Here is a 20,071-nt window from a genome sequence, read left to right as displayed (position 1 = left end):
CCGTGTGGGCTTGATCCACAGTCGCAGGTTTATCCACAGTTGCGCTTCGGTGGGGTGCTTCTGTCGGTGGCCGTCGTTACTATTCGAACATGCGTTCTAGTAGTCGGGAAGAGGTCGTCGAGGGATTCGACGCGCTCGACGCCGCCTGGAAACGCGTCCTGGACCTCAGCTTTGACGCGCTGACCACCCCTGAACGGCTCAGGGTGTTGGAACGGTTTGAGGGGTTTCGCCGCGCCCAGCCCGCCGTCGAGCATGCGTTGATCAACGAGCTGGCTGTTGTCGAGCCGGCGGTGCTGGGTGGGAAGTTGGCGCCGGTGCTGGCCAACCGGTTACGGATCAGCCGCACCGACGCCTCCCGTCGTATGCATGAAGCAGCCGACCTCGGTGAGCGGCGGGCGCTCAACGGCGAACCGCTCGCGCCGGTGCTTGCGGCGACGGCGGCCGCGCAACGCAACGGCGACCTCGGTGTCGGCCACGTCGCGGTGATTCGCAGTTTCTGGCATCGGATCCCCGACTTCGTCGACGTGGACACCCGCGCTACCGCCGAGGCGCAGCTGGCCCGGCTGAGCCTGGAGCACCGCCCCGATGAGCTGGCCAAGCTGGCCGACACGTTGACCGACTGCCTCAACCCCGACGGCGACTTCACCGACACCGACCGCGCCCGGCGTCGCGGCCTCAGCATCGGTCAACAAGACATCGACGGGATGTCCCCGATCAGCGGCTGGCTCAACCCCGAAGCCCGCGCCACCCTCGACGCCGTCTTCGCCAAACTCGCCGCCCCCGGCATGTGCAACCCCGCCGACGACACACCCTGCATCAGCGGCACCCCCTCCCAAGCCGCCATTCAGGGTGACACCCGCAGCGCCGGGCAACGCCACCACGACGCCCTGCTCGCCGCCGGCCGGGCGTTGCTCGCCTCAGGGGAGCTGGGTCAGCACAACGGGCTGCCCACCTCGATCATCGTCACCACCACCTTGCAGGAGTTGGAAGCCGGCGCCGGCCGCGGACTCACCAGCGGCGGCACCCTGCTACCCATGTCCGACGTGATCCGACTGGCCTCCCACGCCCACCACTACCTGGCCATCTTCAACCACGGCAAAGCGTTGGCGCTGTATCACACCAAACGGCTGGCCTCCCCAGCCCAGCGAATCGTGTTACACGCCAGAGACCGCGGCTGCACCTTCCCCGGCTGCACCGTGCCCGCCTACCAGTGCCAGGTCCACCACAACAACCCCTACCGCACCCGCCCCGAAACCGACGTCAACACCATGACCCTGACCTGCGGCCCCAACCACGACCTCACCGAGAAGGGCTGGACCACCCGCAACAACACCCACGGCCAAACCGAATGGATCCCACCACCCCACCTCGACCACGGCCAACCACGCACCAACACCTACCACCACCCCGAAAAACTCCTCCGAGACGACGACGAGGACGAGCCGTAGTCAGCGCAGCGAGTAGCGGACCGGCAGGTGCTTGAGCCCGCCGACGAAGGTCGTCGCCACATGCTCCGGATCACCGGTCAGCTCAATCGATTTCAGCCGAGGCACCAGCTCGGAGAAGAAGCTGCTGACCTCCATCCGGGCCAGTGCTGCACCCAGGCAGAAGTGCACGCCGTAACCGAACGCCAGATGCTTGTTGGGATCGCGCCCGACGTCGAAGCGAAACGGATCGCTGAAGACGTCCTCGTCCCGGTTGCCCGACACATACGACAGCAGAAGCGACTCCCCCGCCGCGATCGGGACGCCGCGCACTGTGGTGTCCTCGGCGGCGGTCCGCATGAATTCCTTCACCGGCGTGGTCCACCGAATCATCTCCTCGGTGGCCAGCGGCATGAGGGCGAGATCGTCCCGCAGCCGCTCCAGTTGATCGGGGTTGTCGATCAGCGCATGCAGACCCCCGGAGATGGTCGCGCTCGTGGTGTCATGTCCAGCCGTGGCGACGATCAGGTAGTAGGACACCGTCTCGATGTCGGATAGCGGTTCGCCGTCGATGCGGGCGTTGGCGATGGCAGATGCCAGATCCTCGGTCGGATGCTCACGCCGCGACGCGGTGACACCGTTGAAGTAACCGAACATGTCCAGCAATGCCGGCAACTGGTCTTCGTTGCTGCTGCCACGCTTGAATTCGCTGTCGTCGCTGCCGAATAGCTCCTGGGTGAGCTTGAGCATCCGCGAGAAGTCGGACTCGGGTATCCCGAGCAGCGACATGATCACGTACAGCGGGTAATTCACCGCGACCTCTTGGACGAAGTCGCATTCGGGACCGACCTCGAGCATCTTGTCGACGTAGTTCTTGGCCAGCTCGTCGACGCGGATCTTCAACGCGCGCATCGCCTTCGGCCGGAACCAGTCTCCCCCGATCGCCCGCACCACCCGGTGTTGTGGGTCGTCGAGGTGGATCAGCGTCTTGACTCCCGCGGCGGCCTGCAGCTCGTCGCCTTCGGTGGTGGTCAGCACCGGACGGGGCCAGTTGGTGAACAACACGTTGTTGCGCTCGATGTCCATGATGTCGGCGTGTCTCGTGATCGCCCAGAACGGCTTGTAGTCCGGGACCTCGACCCGGGACACCGGTGCGTTGGCTCGCAGATACGACAGCGCCGCATGCAATGTCGTCTCGTTGGTGTAGGCCTGCGGGTCGGCGAAGACCTTGCCGGCCTCGTCGATTGTGGGCGTGCTCATCGGCAACTCCTCATTGACGCAATTCGGTCAAGACCGCGCGGATGGTGTCATCGGACAGGGTGCGGGGGAACGACGGCATCACTCGATCGATGACGCCGTCGCAACGGTCCTTCAGCGCCGCGGCGAGCTTGTCCGTCGGAGCGACCACAGCGAAGGCGTTCAGCATCTCGTCGTCGACCAGCGTCGCCATGGCGTCCCATTCGCCTTGCAGCGAAAGCCGGTGCAGGTCGTCCGCCACCCCACCCCAGCCGTGCAACTCCAGGACTTTGCGGTAGGCCGGCGTCGACCCGTAGAACGCGATCTGCTTACGCACACCGGTTGCGCCCACGGTCATTTCGGCCTCGTCGCTACCGGTCACCACGAACACCGGGCAGGCCACCTGGAAGTCGCTGCGGTCGCGACCCGAACGCTGCAGACCGCCCAGCACCGCGGGCACGGTGACGTCATGCAGGTACTCCCGGGTGGTGAAGGCGTGGGCCAAAAGCCCGTCGGCCACTTCGCCGCACATGTCGGTCATCGCTTCACCGACGGCGGCGATGAAGATCCTCGGCGCCGAAAAGGGCTGCAGCTCAGGGGTGAACATCGGTGTCATCAGCTTGTGGGTGTAGAACTCGCCCTCGAACCGGAGCCGGGTCCCGTCGTTCCACGCCGACCAGATCGCGTGCAGCGCAAGCACGAACTCGCGCATCCGGGCGACCGGCCGACTCCACGGCATACCGAAGCGCTTCTCGATGTGCGGCTTGATCTGAGTTCCGAGGCCCAAGATGAAGCGGCCTTGGGAGTAGGTCTGCAGATCCCAGCCGACGTTGGCGACGGTCATCGGGTTGCGGGCGAATGCCACCGCAATGCTGGTGCCGAGTTCGAGTCGTGACGTGTGTTCAGCGGCCAGCAGTAGCGGGAAGAACGGATCATGGTTGATCTCACCGGTCCAGCAGGCGTCGTAGCCCTGCCGCTCGAGCTGGTCGGCCAGTTCCGGAACTCGGGCCAGGTCGGTGAAGATGCCGCCGTCGACCTTGAGTCCGGCGGTCTGCGTCGCGCTCACCTGTGCGCACTCCAGATCAGTTCAGCGCAGGCCGGCGTCATACTCGTGAAGCTACAGTAAGCAATTCGGTAGGGTCAATGGCGCCGTCCGCACTCACGCAAAAGGCATGCGGCACAGTCACTTCGTCATTACCTCGGCAGACCGAGCCGGGCATTGTCCCAAGTCAGGATCCGCGCGTCCGGCACGAAGCGCAGATAGGCCTGCTGGGCATAGAACGCCTGCGCTTTGGCGGGCAACGCTCCGGCTGCCGGTCGAAACGCCGCGTACTTCGCATCGACGGAGGCCTGGATCCGGGCCTTGGCGTCGGCATCGTCGACGATCTCGATTCGTCCGGTGAGATGCACTCCCTGTAGCTCGACGTACTTCTCCCCGGACTCCACCAGGAACGAGGCCCGCGGGTCCCGCCGGACACGGGCGATCTTCTTGGTGGTGGACGGAGTCGTCAGCGTGATCGTGCGATCGTCGACGGCGAACCACACCGGAAGCGCGATCGGCACACCGTCGCGGCGCAGTGTCGTCAGAATCCCGGTATGCGCCGATTGAACGACTTCCCACGCCTCGTCCTCGGTCAGCCGAATGCCCATCGCACCACCTATCGCCGTCTACCTCCCGCAGACGCTACAGTAAGCACTTCAGTAAATCGCGCCGACGGATGAGGACGAGTCGATGACGAAGCCGCCCGAGTGGGAAGAGACGCTGGACGACCTTGCCCGTCGCCGCCGGCACACCTGGGCGATGGGTGGCCCGGAGCGGGTGGCCAAGCATCATGGCAAGGGCAAACTCGATGCGCGTGGACGCATCGAGCACCTGCTCGACAAGGGCACGTTCCGCGAGATCGGCACCATGGTCGGCGGCGAGACGGCCGCTGACGGCATCGTCGTCGGATCCGGCTTGATCAACGGCTCGCCGGTGATGCTCGGAGCCGAGGATTTCACCACCCTGGCCGGCAGCATCGGGCCGGGTGGCAACTCCAAACGCTACCGAATCGCCGAGTTGGCTCTGCGCGACAAGGTTCCGCTGGTGATGCTGTTGGAGGGCGCGGGTTTTCGGCCGACCGGTGGGCACTACGGCCGTTCGCCGACCGATCTGCTCGCCCAGGCGCAGTGCTCGGGCAAAGTCCCGACCGTCGCCGCGGTGCTGGGCCCGTCGGCCGGACACGGCGCGCTGGTCGCGCCGGTCTGCGACTTCCGGATCATGAGCCCGCAGGGTGCGATCTTCACCGCTGGGCCGCCCGTCGTCAAAGAGTCCACCGGAGAGGACATTTCGAAGGAGGACCTCGGCGGACCCGGTGTTGCCTTGCCGAGCGGCGTGATCCACAACGTCGGCGAGGACGACGAGACGGTGCTCGACGACATCCGGCGGTACCTGTCCTACTTCCCGTCCAGTGCATGGTCCTACCCGTCACCGCTACCGGACGACGAGACCACGACACCGAGGCCGACGCCGGAGTTGGTCGAGATCGTCTCGCGCGACAACCGGCGAATCTACGACATGCGTTCGGTGCTCGACGTGGTGTTCGACCGGACGGACTGGTTCGAGGTGCAACCGCAATTCGGTAAGGCGATCATCTGTGCGCTGGCGCATCTCGGCGGTCATCCGGTGGCGGTGGTGGCCAACCAGCCCCAGGTGCTGGCCGGCTCCATCGATGCCGACGCCGCGGACAAGGCGGCGCACTTCATCACGGTCGCCGACTCGTTCCATCTGCCGATCGTGTTTCTCGCCGACAACCCGGGCATGCTGCCGGGCAGCCGCTCTGAACGCAGCGGCGTGCTGCGGGCCGGTGGCCGGATGTTCGTCGCACAGACGGTTGCCACCACCGTCAAGCTGCACGTCACGCTGCGCAAGGCGTACGGCTTCGGTTCAATGGTCATGTCGCTGTTGAGTTTTGACGGCCAAGGTGCCACGTTCGCCTATCCGGGAGCGACGATGGGTGCGATGAGCGCGGCGGCGCTCAGCAAGGCTTCGCACGCTGGTGATGACCTCACGGCCAAGCTGCGTGACGCGGAGCTGCAGGCGTCCTACCGCTCGGCCGAGCACATGGGTTTCGACGAGCTGATCGACCCACGCGAGACACGTGATGCACTACTCGCCGCGCTGCGTCGGGGACTGTCGAGTCGACAGGCGGCACCCGAACCGGTGGCGCGCACCGCGATCATGCCGTGACCGAACGGCGCGAACAGTCCTCAGTAGGCGTAGTTTTCGCCGCTGGCCCGGACCGTCACGTCACTGATGTTGATGCCCCACGGTTGGTCGATCACGTGCACTACCGCATTGGTCAGGTCGTCGGGGTTGATCAACCAGTAGCCGACGGAGTCCACGTCGAGCTGCGCGGGTTCCAGTGCGCCGCTCTGTAACTTGGCGACGTTCTCGGCGAACTGGCCACCCTTCTGCCCGAGGATGCCCATGATCGCCGCCTCGTTGACGACCCAGCTGCCCAGGTGGGTTCCCAACACGCCGGTCGGCTTGACGGTGGTCACCTTGATCACGCCCTGTGCCTCGACCCGCAATGACTCCGACAGCGCATCGACGGCGGCTTTCGTAGCGCTGTACACGCCGGAGCCTTCGGTGCCGGCATTGCCGTAGATGGACGAGATGTTGACCACCTGGCCCCGTCCCTGCGCGACCATCGTGTCGTAGACGGCCGAGATGCCGTTCACGACGCCCTTGATGTTGATGTCGATTGCCTTGTGCCACTTCTCCCATGCCCGGGCATGGTCGGCGTAGAACGCCAGCGGCATGACGCCGGCGTTGTTGACGATCACGTCGATCCGACCGTAGGTGTCGACGGCGTGCCGGGCCGCGGCTTGCATCTGGCTCATGTCGGCGACGTCGGCGACATGGCTGGTGCCGTCATGGCCGGCCGCCCGAATGCCTTCGAAGACGGCATCGAGCGCGTCGACGCTGACGTCGACCCCGACGACCTTCGCACCGCCGGCCGCACACTTCTCCGAGATCAGTTTGCCGAACCCGCTGGCGGCTCCGGTGACGATGATGACTTTGTCTTGCAGATACGTCGACATGTCTAGTTCTTACCCGGCGGTCCGGTAGGCCGTGACGATCGGCTCCAACTCGTCGGGCGTCGCGCCGTGCAGGATCACCGCGTCGGCACCGTAGCCGAACTCCTGCCGGATCCGGTCGACGCACTGCTGCGCCGACCCGGTGGCCGACGGCTCCAACCATTCGTCGGGAATGAGTGTGGCGATGTGTTCGATCTGCTCCGGGGTGGCCTTGTGGTCGATTCCACCGGCGATCGACGTCACCACCGAGTCCGCCCGAAACCGTTCCAGCACAGCGGGATCCCAGTTGTTGGTCCGTACCAGCAGATCGCCGTAGCCCTGCAGATAGGTGGCCAGCCTGGCGACGGTCTTCTTCAGCCGCAGCGCTTCGGGCAGGTGGTCGCCGACCGTGGCGAAACACGACCACACCCGCACGCTGTCGGGGTCGCGGCCGGCTTTCTCCGCGGCGGCCTTGACGGTTGCGACGCTGCGCTGCAACGTCTCCGGGGTGAAGTAGGTGTGCAGGATGACGTCATCGAAGGCCCGACCTCCCAAAGCCAGGGTGTTGGGGCCGAACGCCACCAGGGCCAGCCGGATGTTTTCGTCGAAATCGGGGTCGAGGAACAGGATGTTGTACTTACCCATCGGACCGTCGTGGTTGAAGATGACCTCGCCGTGCCAGAGCCGGCGCATCACCTGCGCCCAGTCCTCCATCTGTGCCGTGGTGACGGCCGGGATTCCGAACGCACCATAGATCGCTGCGATGCCGCGGCCCACGCCCAGGGTGAAACGACCGCCGGACAGCCGGTGCATGGTGGTGGCCCACGATCCCGTAATCAGCGGATGGCGGGTGTTGTGATTCGTTGCGGCGGTGGCGATCTGCATCCGCTCGGTGACCGCGCACGCCGCGCCCACCAAGGATGACGCCTCCTTGACGTTCCAGCGTTCGGAGATGAACGCCGTACCGAAGCCCAACTCCTCACCGCGGCGTGCCTCGTCCATCAAGGTCGCCGGGCCTTCACCGCCGGCCCCGGCCAGCAGGTAGTAGCCCAATTCGTCGAGCGTCTCGGTCATCTCCAAACTCCTTGCTGGTAGCCAGAATTCCACACCTCGGCGATCTTTCCGTCCACGACGCGGAACACTTCGATGCTGGCGACATTGGTCTCGGCGCCGTCCTTGGTGGTCATTGCGGAGTCGTATACGAGCGCGACATGCTCACCGTCATCGCCGGCAACGACGATGTTCAAGTCGAAGCGCAACGTGTCGAGCTGCTGCCACACGTCGGCGACGCGCTGGACCGCCTGGTCGTGAGTCAGCGTGTGTGCCTCACCGACGCCGTGGCGGATGACGTTGTCGCCGAACAACTCCTCGGCCAAGTCCAGATTGTGCTCGTTCCACACCACCAGGTTGTAGAGCTCGACCACTTCGCGAGCGGTGCGGGTGACGGGGCTCATCCGGCAACGACTTCACGCAGGAATCGCTCGGTAACCGCAAACACCCTGCGGGAGAACACGTGGCCGACATGGCTGCCGTCGTACCAGTACAGCTGCCCGCGCCACCGCTCCTGCAGCGCCTCGGTGGGCTCACGCATCGCCATCCGGTCATGCCACGCTCCGACGATCAGCCGGCGCTGCGGTGGCGGCGCCGGGTCGACGGCAAGCGGGTCGATCACCGACGTCAGCTGAGCCACCACCGGGGAACCCAGCAACTCGCGGAATTCGTCGCGCGCCGAACCCCAGCGGCCCAGGTGCTTGGCGATCATGCTGTTGAGTCCGAGAATCGGCGTGTACAGCCCGACGGCGTCGATGTCCCGCTCCAGATGGGACACCAGCGCCGCGACCGGGGTTCCCATCGAAATACCCGACACCACAACAGCGCTGGCCTGCGGACGCGCCCACCTGACGACGGCCCGGATCTCCGACACCGACCGCATCATCCCGGCGACGTTGCCGAGGGGATCCATGTCCGGGTAGGCCGGCCATTCCCGTCGCCGGGAACCGTGGCCCGGCTGCACCGGCATCGCCACGTTGAAACCCAACTGGTGGTGAATGCGCCCGATTCGGCTGAGCAGTAAGTCCTCCACACCACCTTGACCCGCGCCGTGCACCCAGACCAGCCACGGCCGCGGCCCATCGGTGTGGCGGCAGAGGTGGACCACTGCCCTGGCCGGGCCGCCCAGCCGCTGGCTCGCCAGACTCTGCGGCAACCCGGGGTCGTGATCGAAGGTGAGCCGCTCGTAGGACAGCCCGGCAACACGCTTGCGCTCTATCGTGTGGACTCGCAGCGGCTCGGGTTCACCGTGCGCACCGTCGATGCCCAATGCGGACAGCTCCTCGGCCGCCTCGGCGCACTCATCGGGTGATCGTATGCCTTTCGGGGCTCCACCGATCAGCGAAAAGCCAGACAGTACAAGCTCATCCAACATGACCTCGCCGAACTGCCGGACCCCGCGCGGTGTCGCCGGATGCCAGCCGGTCGATTCGTTGAGCCCGGCAATTGTGCGGGGCAAAACCAGGCTGAGCTCGCGGGCGGCGTTGAAGCCGAGAGTTGCCAACGACATGTCCGTCACCTACGCCAACGCGAAGCCGTTGTATCCGGTGGCCGCGATCTCGTCGCAGCGGCGCCGGTATTCGGGAATTCCGCCGGTATAACCCATGTACATCCGTTTCTTGCCGGGCACGTTGCCACCGTTGTACCAGGAGTTGCAGGACGGGTGGACCAGAACCGTGGCCGCGACGAGCGAGGTGGCGTGCTCGATCCAGTCCCGTTGCGCGGACGGTGTTGCCTCGATGGTGCGAATCCCGTTGGCGCGCAGGTAAGCAATACAGTCGCCGATCCATTCGACGTGTTGTTCTAATGCGGCGACGAAGTTGGTCGCGGCACTCGGACTCCCCGGCCCCTGGATGGTGAACAGGTTCGGAAAGCCGGCGACCGCCAACCCGAGGTACGACAGCGGTCCGTCGGTGGCCCAGAATTCGCCGAGTGAGGCGCCGTCGCGCCCACGGATGTCGATGCGACTCAGTGCGCCGGTCATGGCGTCGAAGCCGGTCGCGTAGATGATCGCATCGAGGTCGAAATCGTCGCGGGCAGTACGGATACCGTTCGGTGTCACCCGTTCGATCGGCGCGGCGCGCAGATCCACCAGCGTCACGTTGTCGCGGTTGAACGTCTCGTAGTAGCCCTGGTCGATGATCGGGCGCTTGCACGCAAAGGGGTGGTCGGGCACCAGCGACGCCGCGGTGTCGGGGTCCTTCACGATCCGGGCCACCGCCTCACCGTAGAGCGACGCGGCCATCCGGTTCGCCTCGATGTCGAAGAAGACGTCGCCCCAATTGAGCGCGCCCAGCACGCCGTTCTCGTCGATGGCCCGCAACTGGTCGGCGCGCGACGCCGACTTCAGCGGCGGCCTGCCCAGCATCTCGAGCAATACCGAGAACGCACTGAGCCGCGCGGCGCCGATCGGGTGGGCACGTTGAGCCTCCCGAATGGCGCCGTAGTCGGCCTTCATCCGGTCCAGCTCGCCGGCATCGAACGACCGGACCTTCCAGGGCAGCGTGTACGCCGGTGAGCGTTGAAACACGAAGAGCTGTCCGGCTTCCCGAGCAACCACCGGGATGAGTTGGACACCGGTCGACCCGGTCCCGATCACCCCGACTCGCTTGTCGGCGAAGTCGAAGCCGTCCGCCGGCCAGCGTGCGGTGAACAACGACTCGCCGGTGAACTCGCCGATGCCGGGGATATCGGGTTCCAGTGGCACCGACAGGATGCCGGAGGCGGCTATCACGAACGGCGCGACGAAGGACTCACCCACCTCGGAGCGCACCACCCAGAGCGCGTCCTGCTCGTCGAAGGCCATCGCGGTGACCTTGGTACCGAACCGGATGTCACGCCGCAGGTCGAGCCGGTCGGCGACGAAGTTCAGGTAGGCCTCCACCTCGGGCTGGGCCGGCATCGTCTCCGTCCACACCCATTCCTGCTGGATCTGCTCAGAGAAACTGTAGGAGTATTCGATGCTCTCGATGTCACAGCGAGCACCCGGATATCGGTTGTACAGCCAAGTGCCACCGACGTTTTCGGCCATCTCGAGCACCAGGGCCCGCAACCCGAGCCCACGCAGTCGATGCAGGGTGTACAGGCCGGAGAAACCGGCGCCGATCACGATCGCATCGAATCGTGCACCGGCCTCAGATTCGTCAGCCACCTTGCAACGCCTCTCAGGAATTGGAATCCATACTGTAACGTATTTAGTATCGTCGCCACGAGCGCCTTAGGAGCCGGTGTGAAAGTACCCTTCACCTGGAAAGTCACTGGTTGGTTCATGGTCGGCTGGTCGCCGGAATTCCCGATCGGCGAGGCTCGGCCGCTGCACTATTTCGGCGAGGAGCTCGTTGCCTACCGCGACGAAAGCGGCCTACTCCACGTGATGGAAGCCCACTGCAAACACCTCGGTGCCCACATCGGCCACGGCGGCACGGTGGTCGGCGACTGCATCCAGTGCCCGTTCCATGGCTGGCGCTGGGGACCAGACGGCACCAACCGGTACATCCCTTATCAACCGGAACGTCCCAACAAGGTGCTGCGCTTGCGGGTGTATCCCGTAATCGAGCAGTACGACTGCGTTTTCATCTGGCATCAGCCGCAGGGCAAAGAGCCACAGTGGGAGATGCCGGACATCTTCGGGGAGTTTCCGCAGTTCGAGACCGACCCGGCGGCGTACTACCGCGCCTATCCGGAGTTCTCGCGGCGCGCCGAGCGGGAGCCGGTGCATCCGCAGATCGTGGCCGAGAACGCGCCCGACAGTGCGCATTTCGAGTACGTCCATCACGCCACCGTGACGCCCCGGGTGCTGGATTGGAAGATCGTCGACCAGGAATGGCACTTCGTCGCGGGCTGGCCGGATGCACGCAGCGACGACCCCGGCGACCTCGCGTTGCGGTTCCACAGTCACTTGTTCGGCCTGGGTGGCGCGATCAGTGTGTTCGAGGGCGCCCAAAACCACCGGTTGATCTTCACCTGCACCCCGGTCGACGACGGGTGCTCGGACTTGTTCTATTCGATCTGGTGGCCACGACTGCCCGGCGACGCCTCTGACGTACCACCCGACGATCTGCGGCAGACCATTGAAAAGCACTTTCTCTCAACCGTGTTCGACGACCTGCAGATCTGGCGCTACCAGAGGTACGTCGAAAACCCGGCGCTGTCCAAGGAAGACGCCAAGGGGTATATGGCGCTGCGTAAGTGGGCCACCCAGTTCTACGAAGTTCCGGCGTGACGGACCTGACCGAGCCCACCGACGACCAGCTCCAGACGTGGAGCCGGTCAGATGAGAGGACTTCGTGACCGATACCGCGCCCGCAGCCCGTGGCGGATTCCCCGACGTTCGACCGGTCGAGGACGCCCCCGAGGAATTGGGCCGATACGTCACGGCGCTGCGCCGCCTGCAGGACCTGACCGTCTCTACCGACCCGGGCGGTTCGCGGTGGGCCGCCGCCGCCGAGCACCTGGAGAGCGCCTGCGCGATCCTGGACGGCCACCAGGTTCCAGAGACCGAAACGGTGGCGGGCCGGGTGTTGAGCATCCCGGGTCTGGGCCACCCGTTGATGCCGCCGTGGACGGTGGCCGACTCCAGCGCCGACGGCGTCACCATGACCGGGCACTTCACCGAAGCCCACATCGGCGGCAACCGGGCAGTGCACGGCGGAATCATTCCGCTGCTGTACGACTGGCTGTTCGGTATGACCGTGACCGCGGCGAACATCTTCCCGACCAGGACCGCATTTCTGCACGTCGACTACCGCAAGATCACCCCGATCGGCGAGCCGCTGGAAACCCGTGGCTCGGTCAGGGAGATCGATGGTAGGAAAGTTTTCATAGAGGCTACTATGACATCGGCCGACGGCGCCGTCCTCAGCGAAGCCAACGGCCTGATGGTCCGCTTGCTTCCACACCAGCCGTGAGGGTCTAGATGTCCGACAGCGCAGTCGAATTCACCGTTCCCGCCGTCACCGCGGCCGTAGCAGCCACGATTCCGGACCGCGAACTGATCATCCAGGGCGACAAGCGGTACACCTATGCGCAGATCATCGACCGGTCACGGCAGCTGGCGGCCTATCTGCACGCACGCGGATTGGGTTGCCACACCGAGCGATCGGCGCTCGACGGACATCAGGCCGGACAGGATCTCCTCGGCCTGTACGCCTACAACGGCAACGAGTTCGTCGAGTCGCTGATCGGGGCCTTCGGCGCCCGGGTCGCACCGTTCAACGTCAACTACCGCTACGTCAAAAGCGAGCTGCAATATCTGCTGGCCGACTCGGGCGCGACGGCACTGATCTATCACGCCGCGTTCGCGCCACGGGTGGCCGAGGTGCTGCCGGATCTTCCGCAACTGCGGGTCCTGATCCAGATCGCCGACGATTCGGGCAACCCGCTGCTCGACGGCGCCGTGGACTACGAGGACGCGATCAGCTCGCCAGCCCCTTCGCCGGACATCGAGCACTCCCCCGACGACTTGTACGTCCTCTACACCGGCGGCACCACCGGCATGCCCAAGGGTGTGCTGTGGCGTCAGCACGACATCTTCATGACGTCCTTCGGCGGTCGAAACCTGATGACCGGCGAGCCCAGCACGTCGCTCGACGAGATCGTCGGCAGACTGGCCGGCAGCGTCGGAACCAAGCTGTTGGTGCTGCCCCCGCTGATTCACGGCGCCGCCCAGTGGAGCGTCATGACAGCGATCACCACCGGCCAAACCGTCGTATTCCCCTCCGTCGTAGACCATTTGGACGCCGACGATGTGGTCCGCACCATCGAGCGGGAGAAGGTGATAACGGTGACTGTGGTCGGCGACGCGGTGGCTCGCCCACTCGTCACCGCCATCGAGAAGGGCATTGCAGACGTGTCGTCGTTGGCGGTGGTGGCCAACGGCGGCGCGCTGCTGACACCGTTCGTCAAGCAGCGGTTGATCGAAGTGCTGCCCAACGCCATCGTCATCGACGGCGTCGGCTCGTCGGAGACCGGTGGCCAGATGCACCACATGTCGACGGCGGCCGGGGTTTCGACGGGCACCTTCAGCACCGGACCCGACACCGTGGTGGCCGCCGAGGATCACGGCTCACTCCTGCAGCCGGGCCACGACGGGATGGGCTGGCTGGCCCAAAAGGGTTATATACCACTGGGTTACAAGGGTGACGCTGCAAAGACCGCCGCAACCTTCCCGGTGATCGACGGCGTGCGCTACGCGATTCCGGGTGACCGCGCACGGCACCGCGACGACGGGTGTATCGAGTTGCTGGGCCGGGACTCGGTGACGATCAACTCCGGCGGCGAGAAGATCTTCGTCGAAGAGGTCGAGACCGCGATCGCATCGCATCCCGCTGTCCGCGATGTCGTCGTCGCCGGACGGCCGAGCGAGAGGTGGGGCCAGGAGGTGGTCGCCGTCGTCGCGCTCGACGACGACGCGACGGCTGAGGCCGGCGACTTGATCGACCATGCCGCACAGACTTTGGCGCGCTACAAGCTGCCGAAGGCAATCGTGTTCCGGGCCGCCATACTGCGCAGCCCGGCGGGCAAGGCCGACTACCGGTGGGCCCGCGAGCAGGCGGTGAGCGAGGCTTAGCCCAGTGACACCGGAAGCTGCTTGAGCCCGTGTAAGCCGATGATGTTGTTGTAGACCGGTTCGCCGGCCAGGCTCAGCCGCGGGAACCGCTCGAACAGGGTTTGCAGGCCGATCTGGACTTCCATCCGACCCAGTGCCGCGCCCAGGCAGGTATGCACGCCGGTGCCGAAGGTGAGGTGATCGCGGGCATTGGCTCGGGTGGTGTCGAAGACGTTCGGATCGTCGAAGACCGCTGGGTCACGGTTGGCCCCGCCGTACATGATGAATATCGCCTCACCCGCCCGGACCGAATACCCCTCGATGTCAACGTCTTCGGCCGCGACCCGGGGCACGAATTGGACAGGGGTGTCGTAGCGCAGAATCTCCTCGACGGCGTTGGGCCATCCCTCGGGGTGTGCGCGTAGAACGGCGAGCTGGTCCGGATGACGGACGAGCGCTATCACCGCCTTGCCCAGAATGTGCGTCGTGGTGATGAACCCCGCCCCGAAAAGCAGCGCCGCCAGCATCTTGAGCTCGGCCTCGGTCAGATCGCTGTTGCGGATGACGTCGGACAGGATGCTGTCTTCGTCGCTGTCCCGCAGCCGCTCGATGTGCGCGCCGACGTACCCCTCGAACTCGCGCAAGACAGTCGTGGCCGACCGGTAGGCGCGCCACGACGCACCGATGCTGCCGAGCAGGCTCGTGGCCGTCTCCGCGACGTCGAGCAGGTAGGGCGTGTCGTCCCGCGGTATCGCCATCATGTCGGTGATCACCGCCATCGGGATCTGCGCGGCGTACTTCGCGACCAGGTCGCACTCCGTCGCGCCGTCCAGATCGTCGAGCAACCGGTTGGCGAGGTTGTGGATACCCGCGCGAAGTCGGTCCAGCGCCCGCGGCGTGAACGCCCGCGTCACCGGTTGGCGCAGCCGGGCGTGCTCGGGAGGCTCGGTGACCAGCATCGAGGGCGGTTCGATCGGGTTCATCAGCCCGGGGTCGGTTCTGGCCAGAAGCCACTGGCCGGCCCGAAACGGTGACCGGTCGCGGGGTTTGGCGGTCCTGATCCGGCTGTCGCGCAACACCGCGCGCAGGATCTGCGCGTCAGCACTCACCCAGCCGGCCCCGGCTACCCGGGACATCCGGCCCCGCGCCCGGACCTGCTCGATCAGCGGATAGATGTCGTCGACCGGATTGCGGTCGATCGTCAGCAGCTTTGCCATCGGATCACCCTGGCGCGCCAGCAGATTCAACATCGTGCGCGGCAACCCATAGCCTGTCGCCCAATGCGTCCAGTCCCGGACGGGCAGGTCCATGCGTCCACTCTCCGTGTCGATCGAATGCGTTGAGCCTAATGCGCCGCCGCAGCCCCTTCCGAGTTCGTTTGGCCATACTGAAGTGCATGAAGGTGTTCGCGGGCCAACAGGTGTCGCATTGGGATTTCCCGCGCAGCACGGTCAGCGTCGCATTGATGGCCGAGTTCGGTCGCGACAACGGTCTCGTCGTCGCCGATGTGCTGAAGGACTCCGGACTCTCGGAGGCGGATCTCCGTGACCCCGACCGGATGATCGTCGGCCGTCAGGAGCTGGCCGTCGTCGGCAACCTGGTGGACCTGTTGGGCGACGCCGCGAATTTGGGCGTGCGGGTCGGCGGCGGCTACCACGTCGGATCGCTCGGAATATTCGGCTTCGCGTGCCTGACCAGCTCGACGCTGGGCGACGCGGTGCGGTTCGCCGCCCGCTTCTACGAGCTCAGCTACGGTTTCTCCTTGCCGAGCGTGACGGTCGACGGATCGGTCGCGGTGCTGCGACTCCAGCTGCCGGACCTGTCCGGTCCGGTCGCCGAATTCCTGCTGCGACGCGATCTCGCGGCGATCGCCCGGGTCATGGCGGGGTTGCTGGGCAACCCCGTGCCGTTCACCTCGATCGAGTTCGCTGCGCCCGCACCGGCGTCAGGCGATGCCGCGGCCCGGGAGATGTTCGGTGTGACCCCGCAGTACGAGGCGCCGTTGAACGCGGCCAGGTTTCCGGCCGCCCTGCTCGACAACCGGCTGCCGCAGGCCAGTGCGATCACCGTCGCGACATGTATGCAGCAGTGCCAGGACCTTTTGGAACGCCGTCGGCAGTTGACCGGTGTCGCCCGCCGGGTTCGCGACCGACTCGCCTCGATCGACGGCGAACCGCACACCGTCGCCGGCGTCGCCCGCCATCTGGCGATGAGCGAGCGAACACTGCGGCGGCGGCTGGCCGAGGAGCACACCACCTTCCGCGACCTGGTCGAGGAGGTGCACCGGGTGCTGGCCGAGGAGCTGCTGGCGACCGGCGCGCTGTCGGTCGAAGACGTCGCGCAGCGGCTCGGCTATGCCGAGGCGACCAGCTTCATCGCCGCGTTCAAGCGCTGGACGGGAACGACCCCAGCCCGCTATCAGCGGTCGGCGGCGCCTCGGGCGCGGCTCGCAGTGTGATCGTCACCGGCCGGTTGGCCGGAATTATGGATTTTTCGACCGCAATCGACTGCGGGCGCAGCGGGTGTAACTCCTAGCGTGAACATCATGACTACGACTAATCACCGCCCACGGGCGCTGGTGATCGGAGCCGGATTCGGCGGACTGGCCGCCGCCTACGAATTGTCCAAAGATGGCCTCGCGGACGTCACGATCCTGGAGAAGGCCGACGACGTCGGCGGCGTGTGGCGCGAGAACACTTATCCCGGCGCAGCCTGCGACGTCCCGTCGAACCTGTACTCCTACTCGTTCGCCCGCAAGACCAACTGGGGCCGCCGTTACGCCGAGCAACCCGACATCCTCGGCTACATTCGCGACACCGCCGACCGCCTCGGTTTGCGCGAGCTGGTCCGCACCGGCGTCGAGGTCACCTCGGCCGAATATCGCGACGCATCGGCCACCTGGCGGGTGCGGACGTCCCACGGCGAGGTTCTCGAAGCCGACATCGTCGTCCCGGCGGTGGGCCAGCTGTCCCGACCGGCGCTCCCGGCCATACCCGGGCTCGACACATTCGCCGGCCCGTCCTTCCATTCCGCCGACTGGCAACATGACGTCGATCTGTCCGGTAAGCGTGTCGCGGTACTCGGCACCGGCGCATCGGCAATTCAGTTTGTCCCGCGCATTCGCCGAATTGCCAAGCAAGTCACCGTGTTTCAACGGTCGGCGCCGTATGTGATCCCGAAGCCGGATCGCGCCTACACCACCACTCACCACGCCGCGTTCCGCACGCTACCGGGGTTCGCCGCCGCCATGCGCGAGTTGATCTGGAACATCACCGAGTTCTTCAGCCTCGCGTTGACCAAGGCGGCCCCGCTGGCCCGGTTGGTGGGCCTGCTGGCGTCGGCAAACCTCAAGTGGCACATCAAAGATCCGGTGTTGCGCGCCAAGCTCACGCCCGACTATCCGATCGGCTGTAAGAGGGTGCTGTTCAGCAGCGATTGGTATGCGGCGCTGGCCTGCGACAACGTCGATGTCGAGACCGAGACGATCGAAGAGGTGACGCCGACGGGTGTGCGAACCGCTGACGGCCGGGTACACGACGTAGATGTCATCATCTACGGCACCGGTTTCAAAGCCACCGAATTCCTCGCGCCGATGAGGGTCTGCGGCCGCGGCGGGCGCGATCTGCATTCCCAGTGGGCCGACGGCGCCCGTGCGCACCTCGGCATGGCCGTGCCGGGATTTCCGAACATGTTCCTGATCTACGGCCCGAATACCAATCTCGGCAGCAGCTCGATCATCCTGATGATGGAGCAGCAGGCGCGCTACATCCGGCAGATCGTCGAAGAAATCGCCCGCGGTCGCGCCCACGCGTTCGAGGTCCGGCACGACGTCGAGCAGGCGTACGACGATGACATCCAGTCACGGCTCGAGCGCGGCGTGTGGAGCTCCTGCGATTCCTGGTACCGGGCCGCCTCCGGCCGGGTCACCACCAACTGGCCGGGCCTGGTACACGAATACCAACGCCGCACGCGGACAACGGAAATCGCGGACTACCGGGCAATCAGCCCCAAGCTGGCCGAGGAGGTCGACGCATGACTGGATTCGATTATGACGTGTTGGTGATCGGTTCCGGCTTCGGCGGCAGCGTCACCGCGCTGCGGCTGAGCGAGAAAGGTTACCGGGTAGGCGTGCTCGAAGCGGGTCGCCGTTTCAACGACGAGGACTTCGCCAAAAACTCTTGGCATGTCAGGGATTACATCTTCAGGCCTTCGGTCGGCTGCTACGGAATCCAGCGGATCGACGTACTGTCCGACGCGGTGGTGCTCAGCGGCGCGGGGGTGGGTGGCGGCTCACTGGTCTACGCGAACACCCTCTACCAACCCGGCGACGCGTTCTACGCCGACCGGCGCTGGAGTGGCATCACCGATTGGAAAGACGAACTCGAGCCGTGGTACGACCAGGCCAAGCGGATGCTCGGCGTCGAGACCTATCCGCGAATCACACCGTCGGACAAGGTGATGCTGCAGATTGCCACCGACCTCGGTGTCGCCGACACCTTCCACGCCACCCCCGTGGGGGTTTGCTTCACCGGTTCTGACGGGGAACTCGCCGCGCCCGGCGCCGACGTCGGCGACCCCTACTTCGGCGGAGCCGGCCCGGAACGGCGGGCCTGCCGGCACTGCGGCGAATGCATGACCGGTTGCCGGCACAACGCCAAGAACACCCTGGTCAAGAACTACCTGTACCTGGCCGAGAAGCTCGGCGCCAAAGTGCACCCGCTGACCACGGTCGTCGACGTCCGACCGCGTAGCGACGGCGGGTATGACGTGATGACGCGTCGTACCGGTGGCAAGCTGCGGCGCCGACACCACACCTTCACCGCCGAACAGGTGGTGTTCTCGGCGGCCGCCCTGGGCAGCCAACGGCTGCTGCACCGATTGCGGGATCGCGGGAGCCTGCCGCACATCTCGCCCCGGCTCGGCGAGCTGTCCCGGACCAACTCCGAGTCGATCCTGGCGGTGCGGGCACGCCGCAACGACGTCGACTATTCGGAGGGCGTCGCGATCACATCCTCGATCCATCCCGACGAGCACACCCATGTCGAGCCGTGTCGCTACGGTCACGACTCCAACCTGATGGGGCTGCTGGGCACCGTCTTGGTCGACGGGTCGGATAATGGACGGCGCTGGCGCAGCGGAATCAAGGAGTTCGCGCGCCAACGGCGGGACCTCTGGCGACTGTTCAACCCGAGACATTGGTCAGAGCAGACGATCCCGCTGCTGGTGATGCAGACTCACGACAATTCGCTGACGACATTCACCCGGCGAAAGTTCTTCAAGCGACGGCTGGTGTCGCGCCAGGGCATCGGTGAACCGAACCCCACCTGGATCCCGGTCGGCCACGAGGTCGCCCGACGTGCCGCCGACCACCTCGACGGCATCGCCGGCGGCGGTTGGTCGGACATGATCGACGTCCCGATGACGGGGCATTTCATCGGCGGCTGCATCATCGGCGAGAGCGCGGACGAAGGTGTCGTAGACCCCTACCACCGCATGCACGGCCACCCCGGGCTGCATGTGATCGACGGCTCGACGATCACCGCGAATCTGGGTGTCAACCCGTCGCTCACCATCACCGCGCTTGCGGAGCGGGCCACCTCGCTGTGGCCCAACAAGGGTGAGCCCGACGAACGCCCAGCTCCGGGTTCGCCGTATGTCCGGATCGCTCCGGTGCGGCCGATCCGCCCAGCGGTACCCGCGGGTGCGCCGGCCGCCCTGTAGTTCGCGGGCCGGACCCGGTCCGAAGGGTGGG

At 65.8% G+C, this 20,071-nt stretch carries 17 protein-coding genes; 8 read left to right on the top strand and 9 right to left on the bottom strand.

Annotated elements, in window-relative coordinates:
• The first annotated feature begins 89 nt into the window (after nucleotides 1-89).
• A complete protein-coding gene (locus tag CYU59_RS19820; RefSeq protein WP_293001814.1) occupies nucleotides 90-1,448 on the top strand; it encodes an HNH endonuclease signature motif containing protein in 1,359 nt (452 codons plus the stop codon).
• Here CYU59_RS19820 and CYU59_RS19815 read toward each other — a convergent pair whose 3' ends face one another.
• The 3 genes from CYU59_RS19815 to CYU59_RS19805 all read right to left on the bottom strand — a co-directional run bounded on the left by CYU59_RS19815 (nucleotide 1,449) and on the right by CYU59_RS19805 (nucleotide 4,310).
• Nucleotides 1,449-2,684, bottom strand: coding sequence for a cytochrome P450 (locus CYU59_RS19815; protein WP_293001812.1), 1,236 nt, complete (start codon nucleotides 2,682-2,684; stop codon nucleotides 1,449-1,451).
• A 10-nt stretch (nucleotides 2,685-2,694) separates the two neighbouring features.
• Nucleotides 2,695-3,726 carry an LLM class F420-dependent oxidoreductase gene (locus tag CYU59_RS19810; protein WP_293001810.1) on the bottom strand — a complete coding sequence of 344 codons (1,032 nt, stop codon included), beginning with the start codon at nucleotides 3,724-3,726 and terminating at the stop codon, nucleotides 2,695-2,697.
• A 128-nt stretch (nucleotides 3,727-3,854) separates the two neighbouring features.
• Entirely contained in the window at nucleotides 3,855-4,310 is a 456-nt protein-coding gene (locus tag CYU59_RS19805) for a pyridoxamine 5'-phosphate oxidase family protein (RefSeq protein ID WP_293001808.1), read from the bottom strand.
• An 82-nt stretch (nucleotides 4,311-4,392) separates the two neighbouring features.
• On the opposite strand from CYU59_RS19805, the gene CYU59_RS19800 reads away from it, so the two are divergent.
• Complete coding sequence (locus tag CYU59_RS19800; RefSeq protein ID WP_293001806.1) at nucleotides 4,393-5,889, top strand: carboxyl transferase domain-containing protein; 1,497 nt, start codon at nucleotides 4,393-4,395, stop codon at nucleotides 5,887-5,889.
• Nucleotides 5,890-5,909: 20 nt separating this feature from the next.
• On the opposite strand, the gene CYU59_RS19795 is transcribed toward CYU59_RS19800, so the two are convergent.
• The 5 genes from CYU59_RS19795 to CYU59_RS19775 are packed head-to-tail and all read right to left on the bottom strand — an operon-like array spanning nucleotide 5,910 to nucleotide 10,923.
• Nucleotides 5,910-6,746 carry an SDR family oxidoreductase gene (locus CYU59_RS19795; protein ID WP_293001804.1) on the bottom strand — a complete coding sequence of 279 codons (837 nt, stop codon included), beginning with the start codon at nucleotides 6,744-6,746 and terminating at the stop codon, nucleotides 5,910-5,912.
• 9 nt (nucleotides 6,747-6,755) lie between these two features.
• A complete protein-coding gene (locus CYU59_RS19790) occupies nucleotides 6,756-7,796 on the bottom strand; it encodes a TIGR03857 family LLM class F420-dependent oxidoreductase (protein WP_293001802.1) in 1,041 nt (346 codons plus the stop codon).
• Nucleotides 7,793-8,176 carry a nuclear transport factor 2 family protein gene (locus CYU59_RS19785; protein WP_293001800.1) on the bottom strand — a complete coding sequence of 128 codons (384 nt, stop codon included), beginning with the start codon at nucleotides 8,174-8,176 and terminating at the stop codon, nucleotides 7,793-7,795. The genes CYU59_RS19790 and CYU59_RS19785 overlap by 4 nt, the downstream gene beginning before the upstream one ends.
• Nucleotides 8,173-9,282 (bottom strand): PHB depolymerase family esterase, encoded by a 1,110-nt coding sequence (locus CYU59_RS19780; protein WP_293001798.1) that lies wholly within the window; start codon nucleotides 9,280-9,282, stop codon nucleotides 8,173-8,175. The genes CYU59_RS19785 and CYU59_RS19780 overlap by 4 nt, the downstream gene beginning before the upstream one ends.
• A 9-nt stretch (nucleotides 9,283-9,291) precedes the next feature.
• A complete protein-coding gene (locus tag CYU59_RS19775) occupies nucleotides 9,292-10,923 on the bottom strand; it encodes an NAD(P)/FAD-dependent oxidoreductase (protein ID WP_293001796.1) in 1,632 nt (543 codons plus the stop codon).
• A gap of 78 nt (nucleotides 10,924-11,001) precedes the next feature.
• Here CYU59_RS19775 and CYU59_RS19770 point away from each other — a divergent pair, with 78 nt between their 5' ends.
• From CYU59_RS19770 to CYU59_RS19760, 3 genes are all read left to right on the top strand, one after another.
• Entirely contained in the window at nucleotides 11,002-11,994 is a 993-nt protein-coding gene (locus tag CYU59_RS19770; RefSeq protein WP_293001794.1) for a Rieske 2Fe-2S domain-containing protein, read from the top strand.
• 64 nt (nucleotides 11,995-12,058) lie between these two features.
• Nucleotides 12,059-12,679 (top strand): PaaI family thioesterase, encoded by a 621-nt coding sequence (locus CYU59_RS19765; RefSeq protein WP_293001792.1) that lies wholly within the window; start codon nucleotides 12,059-12,061, stop codon nucleotides 12,677-12,679.
• 8 nt (nucleotides 12,680-12,687) lie between these two features.
• The gene (locus tag CYU59_RS19760) at nucleotides 12,688-14,340 is read left to right on the top strand and encodes an acyl-CoA synthetase (RefSeq protein ID WP_293001790.1); all 1,653 of its coding nucleotides are present in this window, start codon (nucleotides 12,688-12,690) and stop codon (nucleotides 14,338-14,340) included.
• On the opposite strand, the gene CYU59_RS19755 is transcribed toward CYU59_RS19760, so the two are convergent.
• Nucleotides 14,337-15,629 (bottom strand): cytochrome P450, encoded by a 1,293-nt coding sequence (locus CYU59_RS19755; RefSeq protein WP_293001788.1) that lies wholly within the window; start codon nucleotides 15,627-15,629, stop codon nucleotides 14,337-14,339. The two genes, CYU59_RS19760 and CYU59_RS19755, sit on opposite strands and share 4 nt — an antisense overlap.
• A gap of 86 nt (nucleotides 15,630-15,715) precedes the next feature.
• Here CYU59_RS19755 and CYU59_RS19750 point away from each other — a divergent pair, with 86 nt between their 5' ends.
• The 3 genes from CYU59_RS19750 to CYU59_RS19740 all read left to right on the top strand — a co-directional run bounded on the left by CYU59_RS19750 (nucleotide 15,716) and on the right by CYU59_RS19740 (nucleotide 20,040).
• Complete coding sequence (locus CYU59_RS19750) at nucleotides 15,716-16,777, top strand: AraC family transcriptional regulator (protein ID WP_293001786.1); 1,062 nt, start codon at nucleotides 15,716-15,718, stop codon at nucleotides 16,775-16,777.
• Nucleotides 16,778-16,864: 87 nt separating this feature from the next.
• Complete coding sequence (locus CYU59_RS19745; protein WP_293001784.1) at nucleotides 16,865-18,355, top strand: NAD(P)/FAD-dependent oxidoreductase; 1,491 nt, start codon at nucleotides 16,865-16,867, stop codon at nucleotides 18,353-18,355.
• Entirely contained in the window at nucleotides 18,352-20,040 is a 1,689-nt protein-coding gene (locus CYU59_RS19740; protein ID WP_293001781.1) for a GMC family oxidoreductase, read from the top strand. Before CYU59_RS19745 ends, CYU59_RS19740 begins: the two co-directional genes overlap by 4 nt.
• Nucleotides 20,041-20,071: the final 31 nt, after the last annotated feature.

It is taken from the genome of Mycobacterium sp. (assembly GCF_002863225.1).
Lineage (GTDB): Bacteria > Actinomycetota > Actinomycetes > Mycobacteriales > Mycobacteriaceae > Mycobacterium.
The sequence above is the reverse complement of the archived record's forward strand: the minus strand, read 5'-3'. Positions and strand labels throughout refer to the sequence as shown.

Coding starts and splice junctions, on each gene's coding strand:
- CYU59_RS19740 (WP_293001781.1), top strand. CDS start 18,352: ATGACTGGATTCGATTATGACGTGTTGGTGATCGGTTCCGGCTTCGGC.
- CYU59_RS19760 (WP_293001790.1), top strand. CDS start 12,688: ATGTCCGACAGCGCAGTCGAATTCACCGTTCCCGCCGTCACCGCGGCC.
- CYU59_RS19800 (WP_293001806.1), top strand. CDS start 4,393: ATGACGAAGCCGCCCGAGTGGGAAGAGACGCTGGACGACCTTGCCCGT.
- CYU59_RS19745 (WP_293001784.1), top strand. CDS start 16,865: ATGACTACGACTAATCACCGCCCACGGGCGCTGGTGATCGGAGCCGGA.
- CYU59_RS19805 (WP_293001808.1), bottom strand. CDS start 4,310: ATGGGCATTCGGCTGACCGAGGACGAGGCGTGGGAAGTCGTTCAATCG.
- CYU59_RS19815 (WP_293001812.1), bottom strand. CDS start 2,684: ATGAGCACGCCCACAATCGACGAGGCCGGCAAGGTCTTCGCCGACCCG.
- CYU59_RS19785 (WP_293001800.1), bottom strand. CDS start 8,176: ATGAGCCCCGTCACCCGCACCGCTCGCGAAGTGGTCGAGCTCTACAAC.
- CYU59_RS19755 (WP_293001788.1), bottom strand. CDS start 15,629: ATGGACCTGCCCGTCCGGGACTGGACGCATTGGGCGACAGGCTATGGG.
- CYU59_RS19750 (WP_293001786.1), top strand. CDS start 15,716: ATGAAGGTGTTCGCGGGCCAACAGGTGTCGCATTGGGATTTCCCGCGC.
- CYU59_RS19790 (WP_293001802.1), bottom strand. CDS start 7,796: ATGACCGAGACGCTCGACGAATTGGGCTACTACCTGCTGGCCGGGGCC.
- CYU59_RS19780 (WP_293001798.1), bottom strand. CDS start 9,282: ATGTCGTTGGCAACTCTCGGCTTCAACGCCGCCCGCGAGCTCAGCCTG.
- CYU59_RS19795 (WP_293001804.1), bottom strand. CDS start 6,746: ATGTCGACGTATCTGCAAGACAAAGTCATCATCGTCACCGGAGCCGCC.
- CYU59_RS19820 (WP_293001814.1), top strand. CDS start 90: ATGCGTTCTAGTAGTCGGGAAGAGGTCGTCGAGGGATTCGACGCGCTC.